Raw genomic sequence first — 26322 nt, forward strand, 5'->3', positions numbered from 1 at the left:
GATTCGAATGCTCAGGCCGCGATCTCTTCTGCCCTGCTCCCGACCTCGTCGCGCTTCGCATTGATCAAATTGAGCAGATGCGCGGCCGCGCGGGCATCGCACAGCGCGCGGTGGTGGTCCTTCAGCTCGATATTGTAGGCCCTTGTGAGCTTGCCGAGCCCGTAGGATTTGTGGCCTGGGTAGTGCCGGCGCATGCTCGCGCAGGTGCAGAGCTTTGGAAAGCGGAAACGGCGTTCGAGGCGCTCGTATTCCGCGGCGATGAAGCCGTAGTCGAAATTGACATTGTGAGCGACGAAGACGCCGTCACGCATGAACTGCATGAAGCTATCGGCGACTTCCGCGAACAATGGCGCACCCCGCACCATCTCATTGCTTATGCCGGTCAACGCGACGATCTTGGCCGGGATCGACCGCTGCGGGTTGATCAGCGAATGCCACTCCGCCACGACCTCGTGATTGCGGATCTTGACGGCGCCGATTTCAGTGATGCGATCCCCGCCGGTCCAGCCGCCGGTGGTCTCGATGTCCACGACGACATAGTCCTGGCCCGGATCGAAACGGAAATCGGCGCGGCCGATCTCCGAAGGGATTCCAGCGTTGCCGAGCTGGCGAAGCCGCGTCAGCTGGTTGCGCCTGATGACGTCGCCCTCGGCCTTCACTTCCATGAACGAGACGGCGCCATCAGCCACAAGCATGAGATCGGGGAAGCCATCGCGCATCGCGCGATAGTCCTCGCACATCAGGCGAAGGATCGCGGCGAGGCCGTCAGCACTGGCCCCCGCAAGCAACGCGCGGAGCGCGTCCATATCGACATGGTCCCAGGTGAACACGCCGTTCGGCTTGCCCCATTTCGCAGCAACGATCCGCAGGATCTGGGGCAGCGCGGAGCTCGCGGCCACGGCCGCCAGCTTCGCCTCGATCTGAGACGCGAACATCCGGGCAAAGGTTCTGTCCTTCAGGCAGTGCGGCATCCAATCGAAGCCGCTGTGCAGCTGTCCGGATTCGAACAGCTCATCCCAGAACAGCAAGCCGAACAGGCAGTGCCAGAGTGTGTTTTCGGCGTGGAAGACCTCAAGGCCCTGCCGGCGCAGAACGCCTGCGATCCCGGCCTCCGGGCTGCCGCGCCAGGTGTCGTCGACCCGGAGCGTTCGTCCTGCCCGCAACAGCTCGGTGCAGAGTCCCGTCCGGCGCCCATCGAACTTCCGGGCATAGAAGTCGCTCGCAAAGACGCATTCGTCATCGCTGGCGGGATCATCGATCATGCGACGTAGCAGGTCCTCCGCGGCGTCCTTGTCGCCCTCCGCATAAAGCAGCCGGGCGAGGCGCTCATTGCATTCGGCCGAAGCGCCGGCACGATAGAGCTGCACCGCGAGCGCGGCCTCACCCTTCTTCTCGAAGTGCAGACCCGCTTTGTGGGCCGCGCGGCTGCGCAGATCGAGGGCGTAATCCGTCGGGCAGGCAGGACCACCGAGAATGTCGGCAACGGACCTGTGATACACCTGCTCGGATTTGGCCTCGAGCTGGCGCAGCAGGCGCGCATAGTGGAAGCAGGCCCTCGCCTCGTCCGCATCGGCAAACCGCGCGCTGAAATCCGCCTGGCCGTTGGTGCGCAGGATGCCGAGATCGCGCAGCGCGAAATTCTTCAGGTTGTTCTCTGTCTTGCCGAAATAGAGATAGAGCAGGAACTCGAGCGGTTCGGTGTCAGCGAGCGCGATGAAGGCCTCTCCACCGCAGTGCCGGAATGCCGTGCCGAACGACAGATTGGCGAGGCAATACTCCGACAGCTTGGCCTTGGGCCACGAGGCCCTGACGTCGTTCATGCCGGCCGCCTTTGCCCCGTCGAACAGATCAGGCTTTGCAAGGCACGCCAGGAACGCAGCGTAGTCCTGTTCGGTCAGGCCTCGAACATAACCGGCAACGCCAAGCTCCCCCAGCGCACCGACGGGGTCGGCGATCTCGGCGTATTTGAAGGTGGAGGGATTGAAGACCGTGCCGTTGCGGTTGACCATCCGGATGAACAGGCACTGGGCGTCCTTCGACAGCTGTGAGAAGCGAGCGACAAAGGCGTGATGCCTCTCGGCCAGCACCGGACCGTAGGTCTCGCAAACGAAGCTCAGCATCTCCGTGAAGTGGTCGTGATAGTAGTAGACCGGCAGGACAGGCAGCGTCATCCGCGCGCGGCCCTCGGCGCAGCGCAGCGCGATCCCGCTCCGGTCGAAGTTCCCCGTGATTCCTTCGCGTTCATGTTCGACTTCTGTTCTTTTCGCCAGGCGCTGTCAAGCTCGGAACTTCGCGACCCCGCGCCCGTCCCGACGCCGGGTTTCGGCGACAACCACGGCGCGTGGACGCGCCTATTGCACCGCGGAACGATTTGCGACGCACCATTCAAAATGAGACTGCCCGTTAAGCCGCGCGTGGCGCCGACCGGTGCGCCGTATCCGAGTTCGGTTAGCCTTCATCCCAAGAAATCGTCGAAGACCCGATGGCCTTGCAAGAACGTCGCACCGCGCGGCGGAAGCGTGAGGTGCGGTGAAAAACAGCGACAAGAACGACCAGGGAGGAGAGCAATGTTGAAAGGCAGTCTAGGACTGATTGCGTTGAGCGGCCTGCTGATGTCGGGCACCGCCTTCGCGCAGGAGAAGATCAAGGTCGGCGTCACCGCGACCCTCGAAGGCACCTACACCGTGCTCGGCGAGGACGGCATCCGCGGCTTCCAGACAGCACTGAACGTGCTCGGCAAGAAGGTCGGCGACAAGGAACTCGAATTCGTCATCGCTTCGACCGACGCGACACCTGACTCGGCTGTGCGCGCCGTGCGCAAGCTGATCGAGCAGGACAAGGTGCAGATCCTGCTGTCGCCGCTCTCCGGCGACGAGGGCATCGCGGTCAAGAACTTCGCGAAGACCCATCCGGAGCTGACCTTCATCAACGCAGCCTCCGGCGCGCAGGAAACGACCTATGTCGATCCGGCCCCGAATTTCTTCCGCTACAACATGGACGGCGCGCAATGGCAGGTCGGCCTCGGCAAATACGCCTATGACACCAAGGGTTATCGCAAGATCGCAACGGTCGGCGAGGACTACTCCTTCATCTACACCCAGGTGTTCGGCCTCGTGCTCGAATTCTGCGGCGCGGGCGGACAGGTCACCAACCGGCAATGGGTGCCGCTCGGCACCAAGGATTTTGCGTCGGTCATCGCGGCGCTGCCTGACGACGTCGACGCCATCTATCTCGGCCTCGGCGGCGGCGACGCCGTCAACTTCCTCAACCAGTACCAGCAGGCCGGCGGCAAGGCGCATCTGATGGGCGGCTCGATCATGATCGACCAGACCATCCTGTCGTCCAAGGGCAATGCCAAGAACGCGCTGATCGGCACGCTGGCCGCCAGCGGCCAGGCCGACACGTGGGAGGATCCGGGTTGGCAGAAGTTCGTGAAGGACTATCAGGACGCCTTCCCGCCGAACAAGCGCTTCCCGAGCCCGTCGCTGCTCGCCACCAACTATTACGGCTCGACCATGGCGCTGATCCTGGCATTGCGTCAGGTCAATGGCGATCTCAGCGACAACCAGTCGAAGTACAAGGCTGCGCTCGCCAAGATCGAGCTCGATGCGCCCAACGGCAAGATCAAGCTCGACTCCAACCGCCAGGCGATCGGCACCAACTTCGTCACCGAAGTGGTCGATGACGGCAAGGGTGCGCTGTTCTCGAAGGTCGTGAAGGTGATCCCGAACGTAAACCAGACGCTGGGCTATGACCCTGCCGTGTTCGCCAAGATCGGTTTGCCCAGTCGTACAGTACCGGAATGTAAGAAGTACTGACGTAGTCGCATCAGCGACGTGATGACTGACCGGGGAGAGATTTGCAGAGGCGCGACACGCGCTCTTGCATTCTCTCCCCGGTTGTTGAACCCTACAAAAAAAGACAAAAGCTTTTGGGAGGGAAGGCATGAGCCGGGCGCTCGCCGTCTTCCACGGCCGTTTTGGTCGGGCGACGGTCTATCAGTTGAACCGCCCCTTCAATATCCACGCGCATCGCGAAGGTCATTTGATCTTCCATGTGGGCGGGCGTTCTGCATGCATCGATGTCAACGACGGACGCTACGACCTCACCGAAGGCTCAGTCGTCGCGGTCAATCCATGGGAACCGCATAATTTTCTTCCCACCGACCTCGACGGCGGCGCCGTCTTCTTCGTGCTCTATGTCAATCCGGAATGGTTCGCGCCGGATGCGCCCGGCGCCGACCGCCTGCGCTTCGGCCGCACCCAGTTCGCGCGATCGCCTGCGCTGGACAAGCAGATCAGGCACGCCGCAGCCCTTGTGTGCGGCGCCCCCTCGCTGAACAGCCTCGATGGCGAGCTGCGACGGCTGATCGATATCTGCTACGACGAAAGCTGGCACCAGGCCGAGACCGCGCCCGATCTGCGCGCGAACGGTTCCATCACCGATTTTCGCGTTCGCAAGTGCATCAAGATGATGTCGGAGAGCCCCGGCGCGGAGATCGAGCTCGACACCATCGCACGCGAATCCGGCCTGTCGCGGCCGCATTTCTACCGGCTGTTCCGCACCCAGACCGGCGTCACGCCGCACCTTTATCTCAACACGCTGATGATGGAGCAGGCGCTGGAGGCGCTGGTGGAAAGCGAGGTCCCGATCGCCGATATCGGCTTCGATCTCGGCTTCTCCTCGCAGAGCGGCTTCACCCGCTTCTTCGCCGCCAATGTCGGGATGGCACCGACCGATTATCGCCGCGCGGCCAAGGTTTTGCGCGGCTGACGAACGCGCGAAAAGATACTCACGATCAAATGCCTCTCTCTCCGCCCCACTAGGATGGACGGAACGCGATCCCGGCAAGAGGATCGCATGTCCCGGGAGGACGCAAATCCATGGCGCGGTACGCAGCCTGCACAGGGCTGTCCGACCTGCATCCGAAGTGGTGTGGCGCCCGTCGCAAGCGGAGCGAGGTGACGCCATGACCCGCTTTGTCGAGCGTCATCCGGCCTGGGCGCTGATCGTCATCGTCGCGGTCGCAGTCGTGCTGTGGCTGATCTTTGCGGTATGGCCCCCGGGGCTTGAAGATGCGATCGGCCGCAAGCGCGTGTTCCTCAACGCGGTCTTCAACGGCATTACGCTCGGCGGTCTCTATTTCCTTGTCGCCAGCGGCTTCACGCTGATCTTCGGCCTGATGCGCAACGTCAACCTTGCGCACGGCTCGCTCTATCTGTTCGGCGGCTATGTCGGCTACGCCATCAGCGCCTCGACCGGGTCGTGGATCCTCGCCTTCATCGTCGCCTTCATCCTGACGGCGCTGGTTGGCATCCTGCTCCAGGTGCTCGTGTTCCGCCGCATGGAGGGCCAGGATCTGCGCCAGACCATGGTGACGATCGGCCTCTCGATCGTGTTCGCCGACCTGATGCTGTGGGCCTGCGGCGGCGACTTCTACCAGATCCAGACCCCGAACTGGCTGATCGGTCCGGTCGAGCTGCCGCTGATCACCGCACTGAAATCCTCCGGCGAGCCGGTTTACTTGCGCTATCCGCTGGTGCGGCTCGTGATCTTCCTGGCCTCCGTCATCATCGGCATCGCGATGTGGCTCGCGCTCAACCGCACCCGGATCGGCATGATCATCCGCGCCGGCGTCGACGATCGCGACATCCTTGCAGCGACCGGCGTGCGCATCCAGATCGTCTTTGTGCTCGTCTTCGCGCTCGGCGCGGGGCTTGCCGGAATCGCGGGCGTCGTCGGCGGCACCTTCCAATCGCTCTCGCCCGGCGAGGACATCCGCTTCCTGCTCGCTTCCCTCGTCGTTGTGATCGTCGGCGGGATGGGCTCGATCCCCGGCGCCGCGCTCGGCGCGCTGATCATCGGCCTCGCCGAGCAGCTCGGCTCGGTCTACATCCCGACCTACGCCATCGTCGTGACCTTCCTGATCATGGTGCTGGTGCTGGCGCTTCGGCCGCAGGGCCTGCTGGCGAGGCGCTGACATGTCCGTCACCCACGATACGCGCATTCAGATCCTCAGCCCCGCCTCATCAGCGCAGCGGCAGGCCGCACGCGGCTGGCCCGATCTCAACAATCCCGCAGCCTGGATCGTGGCGGTGATCCTGCTAATCATGCCGCTGATCGCCAACGGCTTCTTCCTGATCGAGATCTTTGCGACCACGCTGATGCTCGGCACCATCGCGCTCAGCCTGATGTTCCTCGCCGGCTATGGCGGCATGGTCAGCCTGATGCAGCTCACCATCGCGGGCTTTGCCGCCTACATGGTCGCGGTGTTCGGCACTAGCGACAACGCCAATATCAGCCTGGGCTGGCCGTGGTGGCTGGCGGTGCCGATGGCGCTGACGCTCGCGACCATCTTCGGCACGCTCGGCGGTGCGCTCGCGGTGCGGACCGAGGGCATCTATACCATCATGATCACGCTGGCGATCGGCGCGGCGTTCTACTACTTCACCAACCAGAACTGGGCGATCTTCAACGGTCATACCGGCATCAACAACGTCGCGACGCCGCATTTCTGGGGCGTCAACTGGCGGTCGGACATTCCGTTCTACTATGTCGTGCTCGCGATCGCCGCGCTCTGCTATTTCGCGGTCGACTACATCTCCCGCGCGCCGTTCGGCCTGGCGCTCCAGGGCGTGCGCGACAATCCGCGCCGCATGGCCGCGCTCGGCTTCAACGTCAATGCGCACCGCGTCGCCGCCTATGCGGTCGCTTCGTTCATTGCGGGCCTCGCCGGCGTGCTCCAGGTCTGGAACTATCGCCAGATCTCGCCGGGCTCGGTCAGCGTCGGCGCCTGCATCGATATCCTGATCATCGCCATTGTCGGCGGCATCACCCGCCCGATCGGTCCTTATATCGGCGCCCTGGTGTTCGTGCTGCTACGCACCTTTGCGCTCGACTTCCTGGTCAAGATCGGGCTCGACGGCAACCGCTTCCGGCTGCTGATCGGGCTCGGCTTCCTTGCCATCGTGTTCTGGTCGTCGGATGGCGTGATCGGCCTGTGGCAGCGCTGGCGGAGGAGCCAGCGTCCGCAGTCGGATCGCCCGAACGGAGGGCGCGGCCATGGATAGCGTCGCCCGGCGCCTCTCCGCGGTCGGAGCCGGTGCAGCGCTGGAGCTGCGCGGCGTGACGCGACTGTTCGGCGCACTGGCGGCGCTGACCGACGTCACCATCACCGTGCGCCCCGGCGAGCGGCGCGCCGTGCTCGGCTCCAACGGCGCCGGCAAGACCACGCTGTTCAACTGCATCACCGGCGACTTCCCGCCGACCTCAGGCACGATCCGCTTCTTCGGCGAGGACGTCACGCACTTCCCGCCCTATGAGCGCATCCGCCGTGGGCTCAGGCGCACCTACCAGATCTCCGCGCTATTCCCCGGCCTCACCGTGCAGGACAATGTCTACCTCGCCTGTCGCGGCGTCTCGCGCGGACGCTTCTCGTTCCTGCGGCCCGCCCAGAACGATGCGCTGATGCATGCGGCCGACAATCTGGTGCAGGCGGTGCATTTGAGCGCGGTCAAGGATCAGCGCGTCGCCGAGCTCGCGCACGGCCAGCAGCGCCAGCTCGAGATCGCGCTGGCGCTCGCAGGCGCCCCCCGCTTCGTGCTGTTCGACGAGCCCGCCGCCGGCCTGTCGCCGACCGAGCGGGCCGAGCTGGTGGAGATCCTGACCTCGCTGCCCGCGCATATCGGCTACATCATCATCGAGCACGACATGGACGTTGCGCTGCGCGTCGTCGAGAGCGTGACGATGATGCACAATGGCCGCATCTTCAAGGAAGGCGTGCCGGAGGAGATCCAGTCCGATCCCGAGGTGCAGGAGCTTTATCTCGGAGGCGGCCATGAGTGAGGCCCGCCGCAGTGCCGCCGCACTCGAGGTCCGTGGCCTCGACGTCTATTACGGTCATTCGCACGCGCTGCAGGGTGTCGACCTCACGCTCGACGCCGGCGTGTTCTCCGTGGTCGGCCGCAACGGCATGGGCAAGACCACGCTGTGCAAGGCGATCATGGGGCTTGTGCCGGTCAGCGGCGGCTCGATCCGGGTTCGCGGCGAGGATATCACGCGGCGGCCGCCGGCGAATATCGCGCGCCTCGGCGTCGGCTACGTGCCGCAGGGCCGCCGGCTGTGGCGCTCGCTCAGCGTCGACGAGCATCTGCGGCTCGCTGGCGGCATCCGCTCCGGCGCCTGGACGGTCGAGCGCATCTACGACACCTTTCCGCGGCTTGCCGAACGCCGGGATCACGGCGGCGGCCAGCTCTCGGGCGGCGAGCAGCAGATGCTGGCGATCTCGCGCGCGCTGCTGACCAATCCGCAATTGCTGATCATGGACGAGCCGACCGAAGGGCTTGCGCCCGTCATCGTCGCCCAGGTCGAGGAGATGCTGCTGCAGCTCGGCGAGGACGGCGACATGTCCGTGCTCGTGATCGAGCAGAACATCGGCGTCGCCACCGCGATCTCGCGCAACGTCGCGATCATGGTCAACGGCCGCATCAACCGCATCATCGACTCGGCGCGGCTGTCCGCCGACCGCGCGTTGCAGCAGCGCCTGCTCGGTGTCGGACTGCATGCCGAGCTGGAGCCCGACATCGACGTGCCTTCTGCGGGCGACGAAGCAAAGCCGGTCGCTCAGCCCGCACGCACCAGCAGCCCGATCCGCATCTACATGTCCAATCCGACGCCGCCGACGCGCTGGTCACAGCCGGTCCCGATCGCTCGCATCGAAGCCGCCGCGCGCACGCTGTCGACGCAAGTCGCGCGTCTTGATGAGACCGCGAGGCGCAAGCGTGAGCCGATAACGGCGCAGACCTCCGGTCCGCCGGTCGTTCTGGTCGTCGGCACGCTCGACACCAAGGGCACCGAGCTACGCTTCATCCGCGACGTCATCGGCGAGAGCGGGCTGCGCACGCGGCTCGTCGACGTCTCCACCACCGGCAAGCACGCGACCTGCGACGTCTCCGCGCAGGAGATCGCGCTGAACCATGGCCGCGGCGGCTCGGCGGTGTTCGGCCCGGACCGCGGCGCTGCTGTCACCGCGATGGCGGACGCGTTCGCCAAGTGGATCAAGCGCCAGGGCAATATCGCCGGCGTGATCTCGGCCGGCGGTTCGGGCGCCGCATCGCTGGTCGCCCCCGCCATGCGTACCCTCCCCGTCGGCGTGCCGAAGCTGATCATCTCCTCGGTCGCTTCGGGCGATGTCGCGCCTTACGTGGGTCCCGCCGACATCACCATGATGTATTCGGTCACCGACGTGCAGGGACTCAATTCGATCTCGCGCGCGGTGCTTTCGAACGGCGCCAATGCCATCGTTGGCATGGTCAAGGCCCGCCTCGACCAGCGCGAAGCCAAGGAGCGCGCCGCGAGTGCCGGCTTGCCGTCGATCGGCATCACCATGTTCGGCGTCACGACACCAGCGGTGCAGAAGATCGCGGCCGATCTCGCTGGCGATTTCGAATGCCTCGTCTTCCACGCCACCGGCGTCGGCGGTCGCTCGATGGAGAAGCTGGTCGATTCCGGCCAGCTCGCCGGCGTGATCGATCTCACCACCACCGAGATCTGCGACCTCTTGATGGGCGGCGTGTTTCCGGCGACGGAAGATCGTTTCGGCGCCATCATCCGCACCCGCCTGCCCTATGTCGGCTCAGTCGGCGCGCTCGACATGGTCAATTTCGGCGCACCCGACACCATCCCCGAGCGCTATCGCGGCCGCAAATTCCACGTCCACAATCCACAGGTGACGTTGATGCGCACGACAGCGGACGAGAACGAGCGCATGGGCCGCTGGATCGGCGAACGGCTGAACCAGATGGACGGGCCGGTGCGCTTCTTCCTGCCCGAGGGTGGCGTCTCCGCGCTGGATGCGCGTGGCCAGCCGTTCTGGGACCCCGAGGCCGATGCTGCCTTGTTCCGCGCGCTGGAACGCACGGTGCGTGCGACCGGCAACCGGCAACTCATCCGCGTCAAGCAGAACATCAACGATCCCGAGTTCGCCTCGACCATCGTGAGCGCATTCCGAACCCTGTTCGGACGCGCCGGGGCGCGCCGGAGAGCAGCGAGGTGACCGATGGCCCGGTTTGAACGCGCAGCACTCCTGAAGCGGTTTCGCGACATGGCGAAGCGCGGCGAGCCGATCGTCGGCGGCGGCGCCGGCACCGGCCTGTCGGCCAAATGCGAGGAAGCCGGCGGCGTCGATCTCATCGTGATCTACAATTCCGGCCGCTATCGCATGGCCGGCCGCGGCTCGCTTGCGGGGCTGATGCCCTATGGCGATGCCAACGCGATCGTGGTCGAAATGGCCGGCGAAGTGTTGCCGGTCGTCAGCAAGACGCCGGTGCTCGCGGGCGTGAACGGCACCGATCCATTCCGCGACATGGATGTGTTCCTCGACCAGCTCAAGGCACTCGGCTTTGCCGGCGTGCAGAACTTTCCAACCGTCGGCCTGATCGACGGCATCTTCCGCGCCAACCTCGAAGAGACCGGCATGTCCTACGCGCTGGAGATCGACATGATTGCGAAGGCGCGCGAGAAGGATTTGCTGACGACGCCCTACGTCTTCAGCGAGAAGGAAGCCGCCGCGATGGCGATCGCCGGCGCCGATATCATCGTCTGCCACATGGGCCTCACGACCGGCGGCACGATCGGCGCGCAGACCGCGCCCAAGCTGAACGACTGCCCGGCACGCATCGACACCTGGGCATCGGCGGCGCTCAGCGTCAACCCGGACATTCTGGTGCTCGCCCATGGCGGCCCGATCGCGGATCCCGCGGATGCCGATTTCATCATGAAGAACACCCGCTACTGCCACGGCTTCTACGGCGCCTCCTCGATGGAGCGGCTGCCGGTGGAGCGGGCATTGACGGAACAGGTCCGCAAATTCAAGGCGATCGGCGCGCCGTAACGCCTTACAAGATCGAGGGAGGGAAACATGTCAGGGATCCTGGTCGGCGAGCTCATCCTCTGGCTGATCGTCGCGATCATCGTGATCGTGGTCGGCGTCTACATCGTCAACTGGCTCTACCACCGCTCTTCCAAGGAGGTGTCGTTCGTCCGCACCGGTTTCCTCGGCGAGCGCGTGGTGATCAACGGCGGTGCCTTCGTGCTGCCGTTCATTCACGACTACACACCCGTCAACATGAACGTGCTGCCGATGGGCATCGTGCGCTCGCGCCAGGACGCCGTGATCACCCGTGATCGCATGCGCGTCGACATCGAGGCAGATTTCTATGTGCGGGTGCAGCCGACCCGCGAGGCCGTCTCGATTGCGGCCGCCACGCTCGGCCGCCGCACCATGGAGCCGGGGCAGCTCCATACATTGCTGGCCGGCAAGTTCATCTCGGCCATCCGCTCGGTTGCCTCGGAAATGACCATGGAGGAGATGCACGAGCGCCGCGGCGACTATGTCGCGCGGGTCAAGACCAACGCGGCCGAGGCCCTGGCCCTCAACGGCCTCGAGATCGAGTCCGTCGCCATCACCGATCTCGACCAGACCGACCTCGAATTCTTCAACCCGTCGAACCGCTTCGACGCCGAAGGTCTGACCCGCCTGATGGAGGACATCGAGGCCAGGCGCAAGCTGCGCAACGACATCGAGCAGGACTCGATGATCAAGATCCGCGCCCGCAATCTGGAGGCCGAGCGCCAGGCGCTGGAAATCGAACGCGAGAGCGAGACCGCGCGGCTCGAGCAGGAGCGCGACATCGAGATGCGCCGGGCGCTCCAGCGCACCGAAGTCGCCCGCGAACGCGCACTGCGCGAGACCGAGGCCGAGCAGGCCCAGATCTCGGCGCGCGAAGCCATCGAGCGCTCGCGCATTGCCAACGAGCAGGCGATTGCGGAGGCCCGCATCGCCTCCGAGCGCGAGACTCGGCAGAAGGAGATCGAGCGCACCCGCACCATCGAGGAGAAGGAGCTACTGGCGCGCGAGGAGATCGAGAAGACCCGCATCGCCAACCAGCGCTCGATCGACACGACGCGGATTGCCAGCGAACGCGAGGTCCGCCAGCGCGAGATCGAGCGGATGCGCACGGTCGAGGAGGCCGAGATCGCGGCCCGCGAGGCGATCGAAAAGGCACGGATCCAGCAGGACCGCGTCGTCACCGACGCCCGCATCGCCAATGAGGAGGAGACAAGGCGCCGCGAGATCGAGCGCACCCGCGTCGTCGACGAGGCCGAGATTGCCGCCCGCGAGGCCACTGAGAAGGCGCGCATCGCGCAGACGCTGATCGTCAATATCGAACGCATCTCCTCCGACGAACGCACCCGCGCGCTGGAGATCCAGCAGGTCCGCACCATCCAGGAGGCCGAGATCGAGGCGCAGCGTGCGCTGGAAGCCGCCCGCATCGCCCGCGAACGGACGCTCGCCGCGGAACGGATCGCCGCCGAGCAGACCACGCGACAGCTCGAAATCGAGCGCAACCAGACCCTCGAAGTCGCCGGCATCGCGGCACGCGAGGCCACCGAGGCCTCGCGGATCGCCCAGGAAGAGCGCGTCCGCTCGCTGGAAATCGCGCGCAACCGCGCCGTCGAGGAAGCCGATATCGCCTCCCGCGAGGCGATCGAGGCGGCGCGCATCGCCCAGGAGAAGGCGGTGGCGGCCGAACGCATCCAGGCCGAGCGCGACACGCGCTCGCTCGAGATCGAGCGGACAGGCATTCTGGAGGCCGCCGAGCTGAAGCGGCGCGATGCCATTGAACGCCAGCGCATCACCGTCGATCTCGCGCTGGAGGCGGAGCGGATCAACTCGTCCAAGAAGCGCGAGGTGCTCAACATCGAGCAGAAGAAGGCGATCGAGATCGCGGACGAAGACCGTGTGATCGCCCTCTCCGCCAAGAAGTCGGAGCGGATCGACGCGGATCGCCAGGTCCGCCAGGCCGAGATCGTCGCCCGCAAGGAGGTCGAGACCACAGACGTCTCGCGCGAGCAGGCGTTGGAAGCCGCCCGCCTCGAGCGCCGCCGCGCCATCGAGCAGCTCGAGGTCGCCCGTGTCCAGTCGCTGCAGGAGGCCGAGATCTCATCCCGCGAGGAAGTAGAGCGCGCCCGCATCGCCTCTGATCGCGGCCTCGACGAGGCCCGCATCGGCCGCGAGCGCGAGCTGCGCAAGCTTGAGGTCAACCGCGAGAAGGAGGTCGAGACCGTCTTGATGGAAAAGGCGATCGCCATTCATCAGAAATCGCTCGAAGAATCCGCCGCCCGCGCCGCGGCCGAAGAGGCCCGCATGCGGGCTACCGAAGCCGCCGAGCGCGTGGTCACGGCCCGCGAGAGCGAAATTGCAAAACGCCGCAAGACGGTCGAGGTGCTGCTCGCCGAGAAGCAGGCCGAGGAAACCCGCATTGCCGCGGATGCCGAACGTGTCCGCGCCGCCGTAGAGGCTGAGGCCCAGCGGATGCTCAACGAAGCCGAGAACGTGCTGACGGACCAGGCGCGCTACTCGCTGTTCCGCCGCAAGCTGCTCGACAAGATCGAGGGCATCGTGCGCGAGAGCGTCAAGCCGATGGAGAAGATCGAGGGCATCCGCATCCTCCAGGTCGACGGCCTCAACGGCAACGGCCACGGCGGCAATGGCGGCCGCAGCGCCACCGACGAGGTGATCGACTCGGCACTGCGCTACCGCGTGCAGGCGCCGCTGATCGACACCATCCTGTCCGACATCGGCGTCGAGGGCGGCAGCCTCGCCAAGATGCCGGGCCTGATCCGCGAGGCCCGCGACATGCAGGGCATCAAGGATTCCGCGCGCAAGGGCGGTGGCGACAAGCAGGCCAGCCCCACGCCCGCGGCCGAGGGCGGTGGCGAGCCGCCCGCCGAGCGCGGTCCGCGGAAGAAGAGCTGAGGTCTCACCCATGCCCCGCGTCTACGTCTCCACCGTCGTCAATGCGCGCAACGACCGCGTCTGGGCGCGCGTGCGCGATTTCAACGGCCTGCCGAACTGGCATCCCGCGATCGCCGAAAGTCGCATCGAGGGCGGCGAGCCCGCCGACAAGATCGGCTGCGTGCGCGACTTTCGCCTGCGCAACGGCGACCGCATCCGCGAGAAGCTGCTCGGCCTCTCCGACTACGACATGTTCTGCACCTATTCGATCCTGGAATCCCCGATGGGCGTCGAGAACTATGTCGCGACCTTGCGGCTGACGCCCGTCACCGATGGCGACCAGACGTTTGTGGAATGGACCGCCGAGTTCGACTGCGCCCCGGAGCGCGAGACCGAGCTTGTCGGCGATATCGGCGGCCGTGTGTTCCAGGGCGGGTTCGATGCGCTGAAGCGTGTGTTCGGAGGCTGATATCAGTGCCGCATATCGTCAAAAGCACCATCCTGGACGCGCCCACCGATGCAGCGTGGGCACTGCTGCGCGATTTCAACGGGCACGATCGCTGGCATCCGGCGGTCGCGACGTCTTCGATCGAACGCGCGCATTCGTCCGACAAGATCGGCTGCATCAGACGGTTCAAGCTGAAGGACGGCGCCGAACTGCGCGAGCAATTGCTGGCGCTGTCCGACCTCGAACAAAGCTTCAGCTACTGCCTGCTCGATACGCCGATCCCGATGTTCAATTACGTCGCCCATGTCCGCCTGCTGCCTGTCACTGACGGCGACCGCACCTTCTGGCACTGGGAGTCGCGCTTCACCACCAGGCCGGAAGACCGCGACCGCATCACCCACATGGTCGCCGAAGACATTTACCAGGCCGGGTTCGATGCAATCCGCCGGCACCTGAAGGAGGCCGCCTAGATGGCCGTGACAGTGAAGACTTTTGCCAGCGCCAGCGAGGCGGCCGGGGCGCTGTCGTCGGACCGCAGCGCCCGCTATCTCGGCGGCGGCACGCTGGTGATGCGAGCGCTGAACGAGGGCGACGTCTCGATCTCGACGGTGGTCCGCGCCCAGGATCAGGCACTGACCCGGATCGACGCGTCCGGCCCGCGCATCACGCTAGGTGCCGGCGTCACCTTCACGCGCGTCCTCGCCGAGCGCGACCTCGGCTTCCTGCACGCCCCGGCCCGCTCGATCGGCGGCCCAGCGGTGCGCAACATGGGAACGGTCGGCGGCAATCTTTTTGCGCCGAACCCCTATGGCGATTTCGCCGTCGCGCTGCTGGCGCTCGATGCGACCGTGGCCGTCGCGGGCGGCTTTGGCTCGCGCGACATTCCGATCGAGGAATTTTTGCAGGTGCGCGACCGACAGGCGGGGGCATTGGTCCTCTCGATCTCCTGCACCCGGCCAGGAAGCACCGAGGCGTTCCGCTATCGCAAGATTGCGCGCATCAAGCCGAAGGGTGGCTCGGTCATCACGCTGGCCGCGCATCTGCCGATCTCGGGCGGCCGTATCGCAGGCGCCCGGATCGCACTCGGCTCGATGGCGCCGACCCAGATCCGCGCCCGCGCCGCCGAGCGTGCGCTGGAGGGACGTTCGCTGGATGCAGCGACCATCGCCGCTGCCGCATCGGCCGTCACCGAGGGAACATCACCATCCGACAATGCGCTCGGCAGCGCCTGGTATCGCCGCGAGATCGTCGGCGTCCATCTGCGCCGCCTGCTGTCGGGACAGGAATAGAGCCCCATGTCCAAGATCCCGCTTCAATTTCGTCACAACGGCCGCGACGTCGCCATCTTCGTCGACGGCGGCACCAATCTGCTGGTGGCACTGCGCGAGCTGATCGGCGACATGACGCCGAAATTCGGCTGCGGCCAGGGCGGCTGCGGCACTTGCAGCGTGCTGATCGACGGCGAACTCCACCTCTCCTGCCTGACGCTGGCGGAAACGGTCGCTGGCCGCGCCGTCGAAACGCTCGGCGGCATGAAGCAGGGTCCGAACCTGCATCCGCTGCAGCGCGCCTTTGCCGACAATTTCGCCGCGCAGTGCGGCTATTGCACGCCGGGCATGCTGATGGCCGCCAAGGCCCTGCTCGACCGCAATCCCTCACCGAGCCGCGACGAGGTCATCGAGGCCATCTCCGGCAACATCTGCCGCTGCACCGGCTATGAGCCGATCATCAATGCCATCCTCGCCGCCGCCGGCGGCCGGGTCAGCGCGTAAGGGAACGCGACCATGCTGGAACTGCGCAAGGACATCTTCGCCGACGAGCGCGACGATAATTTAAAGGAAATCGGCAAGGGCACGCAGCGGCAGGACATGCTCGGCCATGTCACGGGCACGTCGAGCTATTTCAACGACCACAAGCTTCAGGGCATGTTGCATCTGAAGGTCGTGCGGTCGACGCAGGCGCATGCCCGCATTCGCCGCATCGACACGACGGAGGCTGAGCGCTCGTCCGGCGTGCGCCGGATCATCAGGGGCGCCGATGTGCCGGTGAATCTGAACACGCTGCTCAGCCTGATCAATTTCGGCAAGGACGACGAGCCGTCGCTGGCGGTCGACAAGGTCCGCTACAAGGGCGAGCCGATCGTCGCCATCGTCGCCGACAGCGAGCGCGAGGCCTTTGAGGCGATCGCGAAAGTCAGGATCGACTACGAGCCGTTGCCGGCGGTGTTCGATGTCGAGGATGCGCTGAAGCCCGGCGCACCTGTCGTCAACGAAACCTATCCCAAAAACACCTTCACCTATCACGAGACCTACGATCACCAGCGGCTGCGCTTCGGCGATGCCGATGCGGCGCTGGCGACCGCCGATCATGTGCTGGAACAACGCTACCAGATGTCGCCGATCGAGCACGCGCCGACCGAGACCAACGGCGCGATCGCCGCGCCCGACACCAACGGCCGCTATGTCGTCTATACCTCGACCCAGGCGCTGTTCTTTTCGGTCGATACCTGCGCCAAGATTCTGAACGTGCCGTCCAACACCTTCCATTTCATCGGCGGCACCGTCGGCGGTGGCTTTGGCGGCAAGGTCGACACGCTGACCGAGCCGCTTGCCATCCTCGGCGCCATGCTGACCGGAAAGCCCGTCCGCTACGTGTTCGGACGCGAGGAGGAGATGCAATACGGCCCGCCGCGGGGGGCCGAGCGCATCTACATCAAGGACGGCGTGATGCGCGACGGCCGCATCGTCGCGCGCAAGATCCGCGCCTATTTCGACAGCGGCGCCTATACGCGTCTCTCCAGCTACGCCGCGGTGAAATGCGCCGCGCATCTGCCGGGCCCCTATACCATCCCGAACGTCTATGGCGACGTCTATTGCGTCTTCACCAACCGCACGCCAGCGACTGCCATGCGCGGCTTCGGCGTCACCGCAATGGACTACGCCATCGAGTGCCAGATGGACAAGCTGGCGCACCTCGTCAACATGGATCCCATGGAATTCCGGATCCTCAACGCCTATCGCGACGGCGACATGAAGGCGCACCGGCGCGAGGCCAAGAACACGGCGCTGATCGAATGCGTGCAGGTCGCGGCTGAAAAAGCCAAATGGCCGCTGCGCGAGGAGTTCAGGCGGGCATCCTCGCGCAAGGACGGCGGCGGCAGCCGCGCCATGATCCCGCCGACACCGGCAGACTCGCGCGCACGGCCAGCGGCTCCGGCCCAGCAGCGCACCAGCTACGACCGGCTGCCACCGACCGTCACCCGCGAACCGCCGCGCGAGCCGCCTCCGCCGGCTCCGCCGCCGCCTTCACCGCGGCCCGCCGCGCCCTCGCATGGCGCGACCCGTTTCTCCTCCGTCTTCGGCACCAGGAGGCGCTAGATGACCCGGCATCGCGGACGCGGCATGGCTTCGATCAACTATCCCATCGGCATGAATCTCGGCGGCGATCCCAGCCAGGCGCTGGTGCATTCCAATCCGAGCGGCAAGTTCACGGTCGCGCTGTCCTCGATCGACCTCGGACAGGGCATGAAATCGGTGACGCGGCGGTGCGGAGACGCTGGGCGTGCCGGTCGAGGACGTCTATGTCGACACGGCCGACTCGGACACCGGCCCGCATTGCATGGGCTCCTTCGCCTCGCGCGGAACGCATCGCGTCGGCAATGCGGTGATGGCAGCTGCGCGGGAGGCGCGTGGCGTGATGATGGAAGCCGCCGCCGAGGAGCTGGAGGTCAACGCCGCCGATCTCGAGACCGACGGGCGCGGCAACATCCACGTCAAGGGCGCGCCGCACCGTTCGATCTCGACCAAGGACGTCGCAATCGCGGCCCAGTTCAAGCAGGGCAAGACCATTTCCGGCCGCGGCATTTTTCTCGTGCCTCTCTCCGAAGTGAATCCGGAGACCGGCGAGATGTCGCCCGCGACCTGCTATGCCCACGCCTGTCTCGTGGCCGAGGTGGAGGTCGACGACGAGACCGGCGAGGTCGCGATGATCAGGATGGACTCGGCCTATGAGCTCGGCCGCGCGCTCAATCCGCGGCTGGTCGAGCAGCAGCTCGTCGGTGGCGCCTGGATGGGCGTCAGCCACGCGCTGTATGAGACGCCCGAGCCGTATTATCCCGAGCCGGTGCATGGCCCGCGCGACTTCGTCGAATATCTGATGCCCGGGCCCGGCGACATCTGCCCGCACGATATCGCCGTGCTGGAGCGCCCCGCCCCGGACGGTCCGTACGGCGCCAAGGGGCCCGGCGAGATGTGCGCGAACCCGGTGCTGCCGGCCGTCGCCAACGCAATCTTCAACGCGGTCGGCGTGCGCATCGACGACCTGCCGATCACGCCGGAAAAGGTGCTGCGCGCGATCAAGGCCCAGGGCGGCGCGCGGCCGCAGGCGCGGCGCTAGAGGTTTTGGCTCATGCCGGTCCGCAGCAACATCGTCGGCATCGACAGCCCGGAGGCGCTGGAGAAAGCGTTGCGCGCTGCCTATTACCTCGCCGACGAGGGCCTTGCGACCGCGGCCTATCTGGGCCTTGCGCTCGGCAAGCCGTTGCTGCTCGAGGGCGCGCCGGGTGTCGGCAAAACGGAGGCCGCAAAGGCCATCGCCGCCGTGCTCGGCCGCCGCCTGATCCGCCTGCAATGCTACGAGGGCATCGACGCATCCGCTGCACTCTACGAGTGGAACTATCCGCGCCAGATGCTCGCGATCCGCCAGGCCGGCGACGAGAGCATCGACATCTATGGCGAGACGTTCCTGATCGAGCGGCCGATGTTGGCTGCCCTGCGAGCCCCGGACTCGACTGTGCTGCTGATCGACGAAGTCGACCGCGCCGACCAGGAGTTCGAGGCTTTCCTGCTGGAATTCCTCTCCGACTTCCAGATCTCGATCCCCGAGCGCGGCACCGTGCGTGCTGCCGAACGCCCCGTCGTCGTCCTGACATCGAACCGGACGCGCGACCTGCACGAAGCCTTGCGCCGCCGCTGCGTCTATCACTGGATCGACTACCCCACCGAAGAGCGCGAGGCCCGCATCGTGATGCTGCGCGCCTCCAGCGTCGCCGAAGCGACCGCGCGGGCCGTTGTCGCAGCGGTCGGCAAGCTCCGGCGCGAGCCGCTGAGCAAGGCGCCTGGCATCGCCGAGGCCGTGGATTGGGCCGAGGCCGCAACGCTGCTGCACAAGGGCGGTGCGCGCTGGCCCGATGCGTTCAAGCGATCGATCGGCGTCGCGCTGAAGGACGAGGAGGATCTGCACTTCATCTCGCCCCGGCTCGACGCCATGCTCGCGGAGGCGACCGCATGAGCACCGAGCCCCAACTGCCGCGCGCCGCCCGCATCTTCGTCTCCTTCGTCGCATTGCTGCGTGTCAACGCCTTTGCCGTCGCGCCGGAACAAACCACCGCGTTCCTCACCGCGATCGAGCTGCTCGGCCCGCGCGACCTCGGCGATATCAGGCAGGCAGCACTCGCCACCCTCGCCCCGCCGCCCGAACGCCGCACGACGTTCGACCGTCTGTTCGACCTCCACTTCCGCGGCAGTGAGGCGATCGAGCATGCCGATGACGGCGAGGACGATGAGACCGTCCGCCTCCAGGAGGAAGGCCGCGGCGACGAGGAGCCGCTGCGCTCCGACGACGCCAACGAATCCGGCCTGACCGCAACTCGCACCGAGGCATTGGTCGAGCGCCGTTTCGCGCAGCTCTCCACCACGGATGCGCTCCGCCGGCTGTCCCGCGAAGCGCCAAGGCGCCTGCCCCGGCGGCGTGGCCACCGCCGCATGCGCACGCGCCGCGGGCCGTTTGCCGATCTTCGCCGTACGTTGCGCGACTCCGTCCGCAGCGACGGCGAGATCCTGCGGCTCGGGCATATGAAGCGGCGCCAGCGGCCGCGAAAATTCCTGCTGCTGATCGACGTCTCCGGTTCGATGAAGAGCCGCACCGAAGAGAACATGAAGCTGGCGCATGCGCTGGTGCAGGCCGCGCCCAATGTCGAGGTCTTCACCTTCGGCACCCGGCTGACCCGCGTCACCCGCGCGCTGCGGCTGAAGCGCCGCGAGCAGGCGCTGAGCGCGGCTGCGCATCTCGTCAGCGACTGGGATGGCGGCACCCGCATTGGCGATGCGCTGCAGGCCTTCCTGGCGGTGCCCCGCTTCGGCAGCTATGCGCGCGGGGCGGCCGTGGTCGTGGTCTCGGACGGGCTGGAGCGCGGCGAGCCCGATGCGTTGCGTGATGCGGTGGCAAAGCTGTCGCGACGGGCCTGGCGCGTGAGCTGGCTGACGCCACTGGCGACCGGACCCGGCTTTCGGCCGCAGACCGAGGCGCTCGTTGCCATCGAGCGCTTTGTCGATGATCTGGTCGACGGTGGATCGAGCGCCTCGATCGTCGCGCATGTCCTGGCCTTGGGACGAAGGAGAGTGGCGTGAGCGAGCTTGTCGACGGCCATCATCATATCTGGCGGCAGGCCGACCTGCCCTGGCTGGTCGGCCCGATGCAGCCGCGCATCTTCGGACCTTACGAGGCTATCCGGCGCGACTATCCGATCGAGGAATATCTCGACGACGTCAATGGCAGCGGCGTGACCCGCTCGGTCTATGTCCAGACCAATTGGGCCAATGACCGTTTCGAGGACGAGGCGGCCTGGGTGCAGCGGACCGCCGATGAACACGGCTGGCCGCACGGCATCGTCGCCTATGCCAATTTCGCCGTGGACGACGTCCGTCCGCAGCTTGACCGCCTCAAGCGCTATTCCCTCGTGCGCGGCGTGCGCATGCAGCTGCACTGGCATGAGAACCCGCTCTATCGCTTCGCAGCCAAGCCCGATCTCTGCGTCGATCCCATGGTCCGCCGCAACGTCGCGCGTCTCGCCGACTATGGCTGGAGCTTCGATCTGCAGGTGTTCACGCCGCAGATGCCGGATGCCGCGCATCTCGCCGACTCCTGCCCCAAGGTGACCTTCATCCTCCAACATGCCGGCATGCTCGAAGACCTTTCGCCAGCGGGCCGCGCAGCCTGGCGCGCCGGCATGGCCCGGCTCGCCACATGTCCGAATGTCGTCTCGAAGCTCTCGGGCCTCGGCACCTTCATCCATCGCAACGACCCCGCGCATATCGCCGCTGTCGTCGCCGACACCGTCACGATCTTCGGCGCCGAGCGCTGCCTGTTCGGCTCGAATTTCCCCATCGAGAAATTGTGGACCAGCTATCGCGAGCTCGTTGAGGCCTTTCGTGCGGCGGCCGCGCCGCTGAGCGCCGAACAACGGGATGCAATCTTCCGAGGTACGGCGACACGCGTCTATCGACTTTGAACGACAAGAAAGAACACAAGGAGGGCAACGAATGGCGCTGGAGATCAAGATCCTGGACTACGGCGATATCGAGCTGGAATCGAGCTTCCTGGTGCTCGGTCGCGATTGCGGCCGCACCCGCCGCGTCCTCACGCTGGGCTTTTTGATCCTCGGCGGCAAATATCCTGTCGTGGTCGACACCGGCTATCGCTCCAACCAGATCATGGAGACGCTGGGCATGCGAGGGCTGCAATACCACGAACACATGATCGAGAACCAGCTCGCCCGCCACGGCGTGCGCATGGGCGACGTCCGTTTCGTCTGTCACACCCATCTGCACATCGATCATGCCGGCAAGGACGATCTGTTCCCGATGAACACGACCGTCGTGCTCAACCGCAAGGAGCTGGAATATTCCGTCTCCGGCCTGATGCACCCGCAATATCCGGCGCCCGACATCAAGCATTTGATCGACCGTCTGCACACCAAGAGCGCGCTGCGCTTCCTCGACTTGGAGATCACCGGCCCGATCGAGCTGATGCCCGGCGTCTATTGCGACGCCGCCAATGCCCATACCGAGGGCTCGATGAACATCATCGTCGAGACCGCCGACGGCATTGCCACCATCTGCGGCGACGTGATCTACGATTTCAACGACCAGATCGTCACGCCCTTCCACGAGATCCACGACTGGGAGCCGCGCACCACCGGCAACCACGGCACCAGCAAACGTGCGGAGAAGGCCGCGATCAAGAAGCTGCTCAGCAATTCGCGCTACCTGCTGCCGGTGCACGACCGCCCCGCCAAGATCGAAGGCGGCAATGTCGTGGGCCGGCTGCACGACCAGGTCCCCGGACCGATCGTGCAGTCCCTGCCCGCGCGCAACTGGTTCCCTGCCTAGCATGATGTGAGGGCCGACCGATGACACATGTCACCCTGCGCTCCGAATTCGAGACGCTGATCGATCCCTACGCGCCCGTTGCGCAAGTCGGCACGGGCTTTGAGTTCACGGAAGGACCGATCTGGCATCCGGTCGATCATTACCTGTTGTTCTCGGACATGCCGGGCGACGTGCGCCGGCGCTGGGATGCGCGGCGCGGCGTCGTCGAGGTCAAGCGTCCATCGAACAAGTGCAACGGCATGATCTATGATGCCGAACTCAATTTGATCGTCTGCGAGCATGCGACCTCCTCGCTGATCCGCGAACGGCCGGACGGGCGGCGCGAGGTGCTGGCCTCGCACTTTGGCGGGCAGGAGCTCAACAGCCCGAACGATGTCTGCGTCCACTCCTCAGGCGCAATCTATTTCTCCGACCCCTGGTATGGCCGCATGCCCGTCTATGGGGTCGAGCGGCCGCGCCAGCTCGGCTTCCAGGGCGTCTATCGCGTGGTGCCCGGCGGCGAGCCGAAGCTGGTGGTCGACAGAACCTTGTTCGACCAGCCGAACGGCTTGTGCTTCTCGCCCGATGAAAGACTGCTCTATGTCAACGACACCGTTCAGGCGCTGATCCGTGTGTTCGACGTCAACGCCGACGGCACGCTGGCGAATGCGCGCGTGTTCGCCAGCGGCATCCGCTCCGAACTGGAGGCGGGCGTGCCCGATGGCATGAAATGCGATCAGCACGGCAATGTCTGGGTCACCGCGCCCGGCGGCGTCTGGGTCTATTCATCGCGCGGCGAGTTGCTCGGAAAAGTCCGTGTGCCGGAGCTGGTCGCCAACCTCTCGTGGGGTGGGCCGGATTTCCGCACGCTGTACCTGACCGCGACGCATTCGGTCTACGCCATCCCGACCAGGACCGGACCGCGCCACGAGCCCTATATGAGCGGACGGCGCAGCAGCGGTGGTCCAAGCACGGGCCCCGCGGCCACAGCGCCGATCCTCGCCGATGGCGAGTTGCGGCTCGATCCGAACCGCTGCGCCATGATCATCCAGGATCTGCAGAACGACGTGATCATGGATGGCGGCGCCTTCGCCGACTCCGGTGCGCCGGGCCATGCCAAGCAACAGCACGTTGTCGAGAATGTCCGGCGCCTGGCGGAGACCGCGCGGGCGCGCGGCGTCGCGATTATCCATGTCTGGTTCGTGGTCGAAGCAGGCGCGCCCGGCGTGACGCTGAACGCGCCGCTGTTCGAAGGCCTGGTCGACAGCAAGGCGATGGTGCGCGGCAGCTGGGGCGCGGCGCCGGTGTCAGGCCTCGAGCCGCGGCCCGGCGATTTCGTGGTCGAGAAGATGCGCATGAGCGCCTGGGAAGGCACCAAGCTGGAGACGATCCTGAAAGCCACCGGCCGCGACATGATCATCAACACCGGGGCCTGGACCAACATGTCGGTCGAGCACACCGCCCGTACCGGCGCCGACAAGGGCTACTTCATGATCGTGCCGGAGGACTGCTGCTCGACCATGAATGCCGACTGGCACTCGGCGTCGATCAATTTTGCCATGCAGAACGTCGCCGTGGTCACGCGCGCGGATGCCGTCATCAGAGCGCTGGGATGAGCGGTGGCGAAGCTTCTGCATCTCTCCTGCTCGCCGCGCCCCGACTCCGAGTCCAGTGCCGGTGCAGGCGTGTTCCTTGACGGCTTTCGCCAGGCCCGCCCCGATTGGGACATCGACGTCGCCGACCTCTGGCGCGAGCGGATGCCGGAATTTGCAGGTCCCATCGTCGAGGCCAAATATGCGCGCATGAACGCGCAGGCCTTCAACGATGCTCAGCGCAACAGCTTTGCCGAAGCCGAGCGGATGGCCCTGCGCTTCGCGCTGGCCGATCGCGTGCTGATCTCGACGCCGATGTGGAACTTCAGCATCCCCTACAAGCTGAAGCAGTGGTTCGACATCATCATCCAGCCCGGCCTGACGTTCCACTTCGATCCCGTGCAAGGTTACCTTCCGCTGCTGAAGGACCGGCCGACCATTGTCATCCTCGCCTCAGGCAGCGATTTCGCGACCGGCATGAACCGCGGTCGCATCGACATGGCGACACCCTATTTGCGCGAAGCGCTCCGCTTCATCGGTGTCAGCGACGTGCGCTTCGTGCCGATCGGCCCAACCGCAGGTCCGGCCGAACCGATCCGCGCCGCCCGCGAGTCTGCGCATCGCCGCCTCGCCGAGATGGCGAAGCGGTTCTGAGCCGCACTGTCAGCTGAATCGTCCGGTGCCATGACTCATGGCCATCACTCTCCGTCCGGCGCGATCACGCCCTTCGAGAAGATGAAGCAGCCGTAGAAGCGCCGCTCGCCGGTGGCGATGACGCAATAGGCCGTTTTGGCCTTCTCATAGAAGGCGTGACGCTCGACCCCGACCAGCGGCCAGGAACGTCCCTCGGCGCGGTCGATCACGGCCTGCACTTCGCGCTGCACCGGCGGCACCTCCTGCGGCTGGCCGACGATCTCCATCCGCATGGCCGCGTCGTCCACGAACGTATCGAGCGGCAGCACCGAGAGAATGGCTTCGACCGCCTTTGCGGTGCTGACATTGTCGATGCGAAGCAGCTCGCCGAATGCGGTCTGGCGCGCGATCGAGTCGGCCGGGAAATTGGTATCGCACACGACCAGACGATCCCCGTGCCCCATGGCACGCAAGGCATAGAGCACGTCGGCATTGAGCAGCGGGTTGATGCCCTTGAGCATATTGTATCGTTCCCTCTCTCGGAATCGCCCGGACTCTGAAGGTCCGGCTGCCCATCTATATCACCCCCAATCGACTTCTCCAGTCGCTATAAGCAGGCGTCCCGCGGATCGATCTTCGCCCCACTCCGCAATCGAGCGACTTGAGCCATGCCGTTGGTGATCGGGCCTGATTTCTGGCCGTCACATCCCCCAGCGCAGTGCCGCGGTATGCACCGGCGCGTCCCACAACTCCTTTGACTGGCCATCGAGCACCGAGACCGTGATCGAGGCGCCGGCCATGTCGAGGGACGTCACGTAGGAGCCGGTCAGGAAACGCGTCGCCGTGATGCCGGCGCCATCCAGGAGGCGCTTGGCACTGTTGGCCATCAGATAGAGCTCGATCAGCGGCGTTGCGCCGAAACCGTTGACCAGAAGCAGGACTTCGCTGCCCTTGCTCAGCGCGAGATCATCCAGGATCGCGCCAATTATGTCGGCTGCAATCGCATCGGCAGAGGCCAGCGGCACCCTGCGCCGCCCCGGTTCGCCATGGATGCCGACCCCCATCTCCATTTCGTTGTCAGCCAGTGTGAAGTTCGGCCGTCCTGCCGCAGGAACGGTGCACGGCGACAGCGCCACGCCCATCGAGCGGGTACGCCTGTTGACCTCATCGCCGAGCGTCTTGAGCGCGGCGAGCGGCATGCCCTTTTCGGCCGCGGCGCCGACCATCTTTTCCACGATCAGCGTGCCTGCAACGCCGCGACGACCGGTGGTGTAGGTCGATTTCTCGACCGCGACGTCGTCATTGGTCACGACGCTCGCGACCTCGCGCCCGGCCATTTCGGCGGCCATGGTGAAATTCATCACATCGCCTTCGTAATTCTTGACGATGAAGAGCACGCCCGCCCCGGTATCGACGGCCTCGGCCGCCTCGATCATCTGATCCGGCGTCGGCGAAGTGAAGACCTGGCCCGGACAGGCGGCATCGAGCATGCCATGGCCGACAAAGCCGGCATGAAGCGGTTCATGGCCGGAGCCGCCGCCCGAGATCAGCGCGACCTTGCCCGGCTTCAGATTGCGGCGGCGCACGAACTTCCTGTCAGGACCGAGCTGCAGGATATCGGCATGCGCAGCCGCGAGCCCATCGAGACTCTCTTCGAGCACCGTGTCGGCGCTGTTGATCAACTTTTTCATGGCGTCCTCCCGG

At 65.8% G+C, this 26322-nt stretch carries 22 protein-coding genes and 1 pseudogene; 20 read left to right on the plus strand and 3 right to left on the minus strand.

What is annotated here, in order from left to right; genetic code table 11:
- Nucleotides 1-11 precede the first annotated feature (11 nt).
- The gene (locus XH98_RS27370; protein ID WP_271620475.1) at nt 12-2171 is read right to left on the minus strand and encodes an exonuclease domain-containing protein; all 2160 of its coding nucleotides are present in this window, start codon (nt 2169-2171) and stop codon (nt 12-14) included.
- Between the two features lie 396 nt (nt 2172-2567).
- On the opposite strand from XH98_RS27370, the gene XH98_RS27375 reads away from it, so the two are divergent.
- The 20 genes and pseudogenes from XH98_RS27375 (at nt 2568) to XH98_RS27470 (ending at nt 24639) form a co-directional block, all read left to right on the plus strand.
- Nucleotides 2568-3818, plus strand: coding sequence for an ABC transporter substrate-binding protein (locus XH98_RS27375; RefSeq protein WP_057758758.1), 1251 nt, complete (start codon nt 2568-2570; stop codon nt 3816-3818).
- A 127-nt stretch (nt 3819-3945) separates the two neighbouring features.
- The gene (locus tag XH98_RS27380) at nt 3946-4773 is read left to right on the plus strand and encodes a helix-turn-helix domain-containing protein (RefSeq protein WP_271602079.1); all 828 of its coding nucleotides are present in this window, start codon (nt 3946-3948) and stop codon (nt 4771-4773) included.
- Between the two features lie 196 nt (nt 4774-4969).
- Nucleotides 4970-5980, plus strand: a complete 1011-nt coding sequence (locus XH98_RS27385; RefSeq protein WP_271602080.1) for a branched-chain amino acid ABC transporter permease — start codon at nt 4970-4972, stop codon at nt 5978-5980.
- Nucleotide 5981: 1 nt separating this feature from the next.
- A complete protein-coding gene (locus tag XH98_RS27390; protein ID WP_271620476.1) occupies nt 5982-7070 on the plus strand; it encodes a branched-chain amino acid ABC transporter permease in 1089 nt (362 codons plus the stop codon).
- Nucleotides 7063-7845, plus strand: coding sequence for an ABC transporter ATP-binding protein (locus XH98_RS27395; protein WP_271620477.1), 783 nt, complete (start codon nt 7063-7065; stop codon nt 7843-7845). The genes XH98_RS27390 and XH98_RS27395 overlap by 8 nt, the downstream gene beginning before the upstream one ends.
- On the plus strand, nt 7838-10054 hold the full coding sequence (locus XH98_RS27400; protein WP_271620478.1) for an ABC transporter permease: 2217 nt from the start codon (nt 7838-7840) through the stop codon (nt 10052-10054). Before XH98_RS27395 ends, XH98_RS27400 begins: the two co-directional genes overlap by 8 nt.
- A 3-nt stretch (nt 10055-10057) precedes the next feature.
- On the plus strand, nt 10058-10891 hold the full coding sequence (locus XH98_RS27405) for a phosphoenolpyruvate hydrolase family protein (protein ID WP_271602084.1): 834 nt from the start codon (nt 10058-10060) through the stop codon (nt 10889-10891).
- Nucleotides 10892-10918: 27 nt separating this feature from the next.
- Nucleotides 10919-13819: a flotillin family protein gene (locus XH98_RS27410; RefSeq protein ID WP_271620479.1), complete on the plus strand. Its 2901-nt coding sequence runs from the start codon at nt 10919-10921 to the stop codon at nt 13817-13819.
- 10 nt (nt 13820-13829) lie between these two features.
- Nucleotides 13830-14267, plus strand: a complete 438-nt coding sequence (locus tag XH98_RS27415) for an SRPBCC family protein (RefSeq protein ID WP_271620480.1) — start codon at nt 13830-13832, stop codon at nt 14265-14267.
- A 5-nt stretch (nt 14268-14272) separates the two neighbouring features.
- A complete protein-coding gene (locus tag XH98_RS27420) occupies nt 14273-14716 on the plus strand; it encodes an SRPBCC family protein (protein ID WP_220002812.1) in 444 nt (147 codons plus the stop codon).
- A complete protein-coding gene (locus XH98_RS27425; protein WP_271620481.1) occupies nt 14717-15535 on the plus strand; it encodes an FAD binding domain-containing protein in 819 nt (272 codons plus the stop codon). It begins immediately after the preceding gene.
- Between the two features lie 6 nt (nt 15536-15541).
- Entirely contained in the window at nt 15542-16018 is a 477-nt protein-coding gene (locus tag XH98_RS27430) for a (2Fe-2S)-binding protein (protein ID WP_271620482.1), read from the plus strand.
- Nucleotides 16019-16030: 12 nt separating this feature from the next.
- A complete protein-coding gene (locus XH98_RS27435) occupies nt 16031-17623 on the plus strand; it encodes a xanthine dehydrogenase family protein molybdopterin-binding subunit (RefSeq protein WP_271620483.1) in 1593 nt (530 codons plus the stop codon).
- Nucleotides 17624-18641: pseudogene (locus XH98_RS27440) on the plus strand (xanthine dehydrogenase family protein molybdopterin-binding subunit).
- 12 nt (nt 18642-18653) lie between these two features.
- Nucleotides 18654-19535 (plus strand): AAA family ATPase, encoded by an 882-nt coding sequence (locus tag XH98_RS27445; protein ID WP_271602089.1) that lies wholly within the window; start codon nt 18654-18656, stop codon nt 19533-19535.
- Nucleotides 19532-20653: a vWA domain-containing protein gene (locus XH98_RS27450; RefSeq protein ID WP_271620484.1), complete on the plus strand. Its 1122-nt coding sequence runs from the start codon at nt 19532-19534 to the stop codon at nt 20651-20653. Before XH98_RS27445 ends, XH98_RS27450 begins: the two co-directional genes overlap by 4 nt.
- Nucleotides 20650-21534: an amidohydrolase family protein gene (locus XH98_RS27455; protein ID WP_271620485.1), complete on the plus strand. Its 885-nt coding sequence runs from the start codon at nt 20650-20652 to the stop codon at nt 21532-21534. The genes XH98_RS27450 and XH98_RS27455 overlap by 4 nt, the downstream gene beginning before the upstream one ends.
- Nucleotides 21535-21565: 31 nt before the next feature.
- A complete protein-coding gene (locus XH98_RS27460; RefSeq protein WP_057758792.1) occupies nt 21566-22414 on the plus strand; it encodes an MBL fold metallo-hydrolase in 849 nt (282 codons plus the stop codon).
- 20 nt (nt 22415-22434) lie between these two features.
- Nucleotides 22435-24009, plus strand: a complete 1575-nt coding sequence (locus XH98_RS27465; RefSeq protein WP_271620486.1) for an isochorismatase family protein — start codon at nt 22435-22437, stop codon at nt 24007-24009.
- Between the two features lie 3 nt (nt 24010-24012).
- Entirely contained in the window at nt 24013-24639 is a 627-nt protein-coding gene (locus XH98_RS27470; RefSeq protein WP_271620487.1) for an FMN-dependent NADH-azoreductase, read from the plus strand.
- 44 nt (nt 24640-24683) lie between these two features.
- Here the strand turns inward: XH98_RS27470 and XH98_RS27475 are convergent, their stop codons facing one another.
- Nucleotides 24684-25139, minus strand: a complete 456-nt coding sequence (locus XH98_RS27475; protein WP_057758798.1) for an RbsD/FucU family protein — start codon at nt 25137-25139, stop codon at nt 24684-24686.
- A gap of 180 nt (nt 25140-25319) precedes the next feature.
- A complete protein-coding gene (gene dhaK / locus XH98_RS27480; protein WP_271620488.1) occupies nt 25320-26309 on the minus strand; it encodes a dihydroxyacetone kinase subunit DhaK in 990 nt (329 codons plus the stop codon).
- Nucleotides 26310-26322 lie beyond the last annotated feature (13 nt).

The sequence above is a fragment of the Bradyrhizobium sp. CCBAU 51745 genome, assembly GCF_028128715.1.
Taxonomy (GTDB): Bacteria; Pseudomonadota; Alphaproteobacteria; order Rhizobiales; family Xanthobacteraceae; genus Bradyrhizobium; species Bradyrhizobium manausense.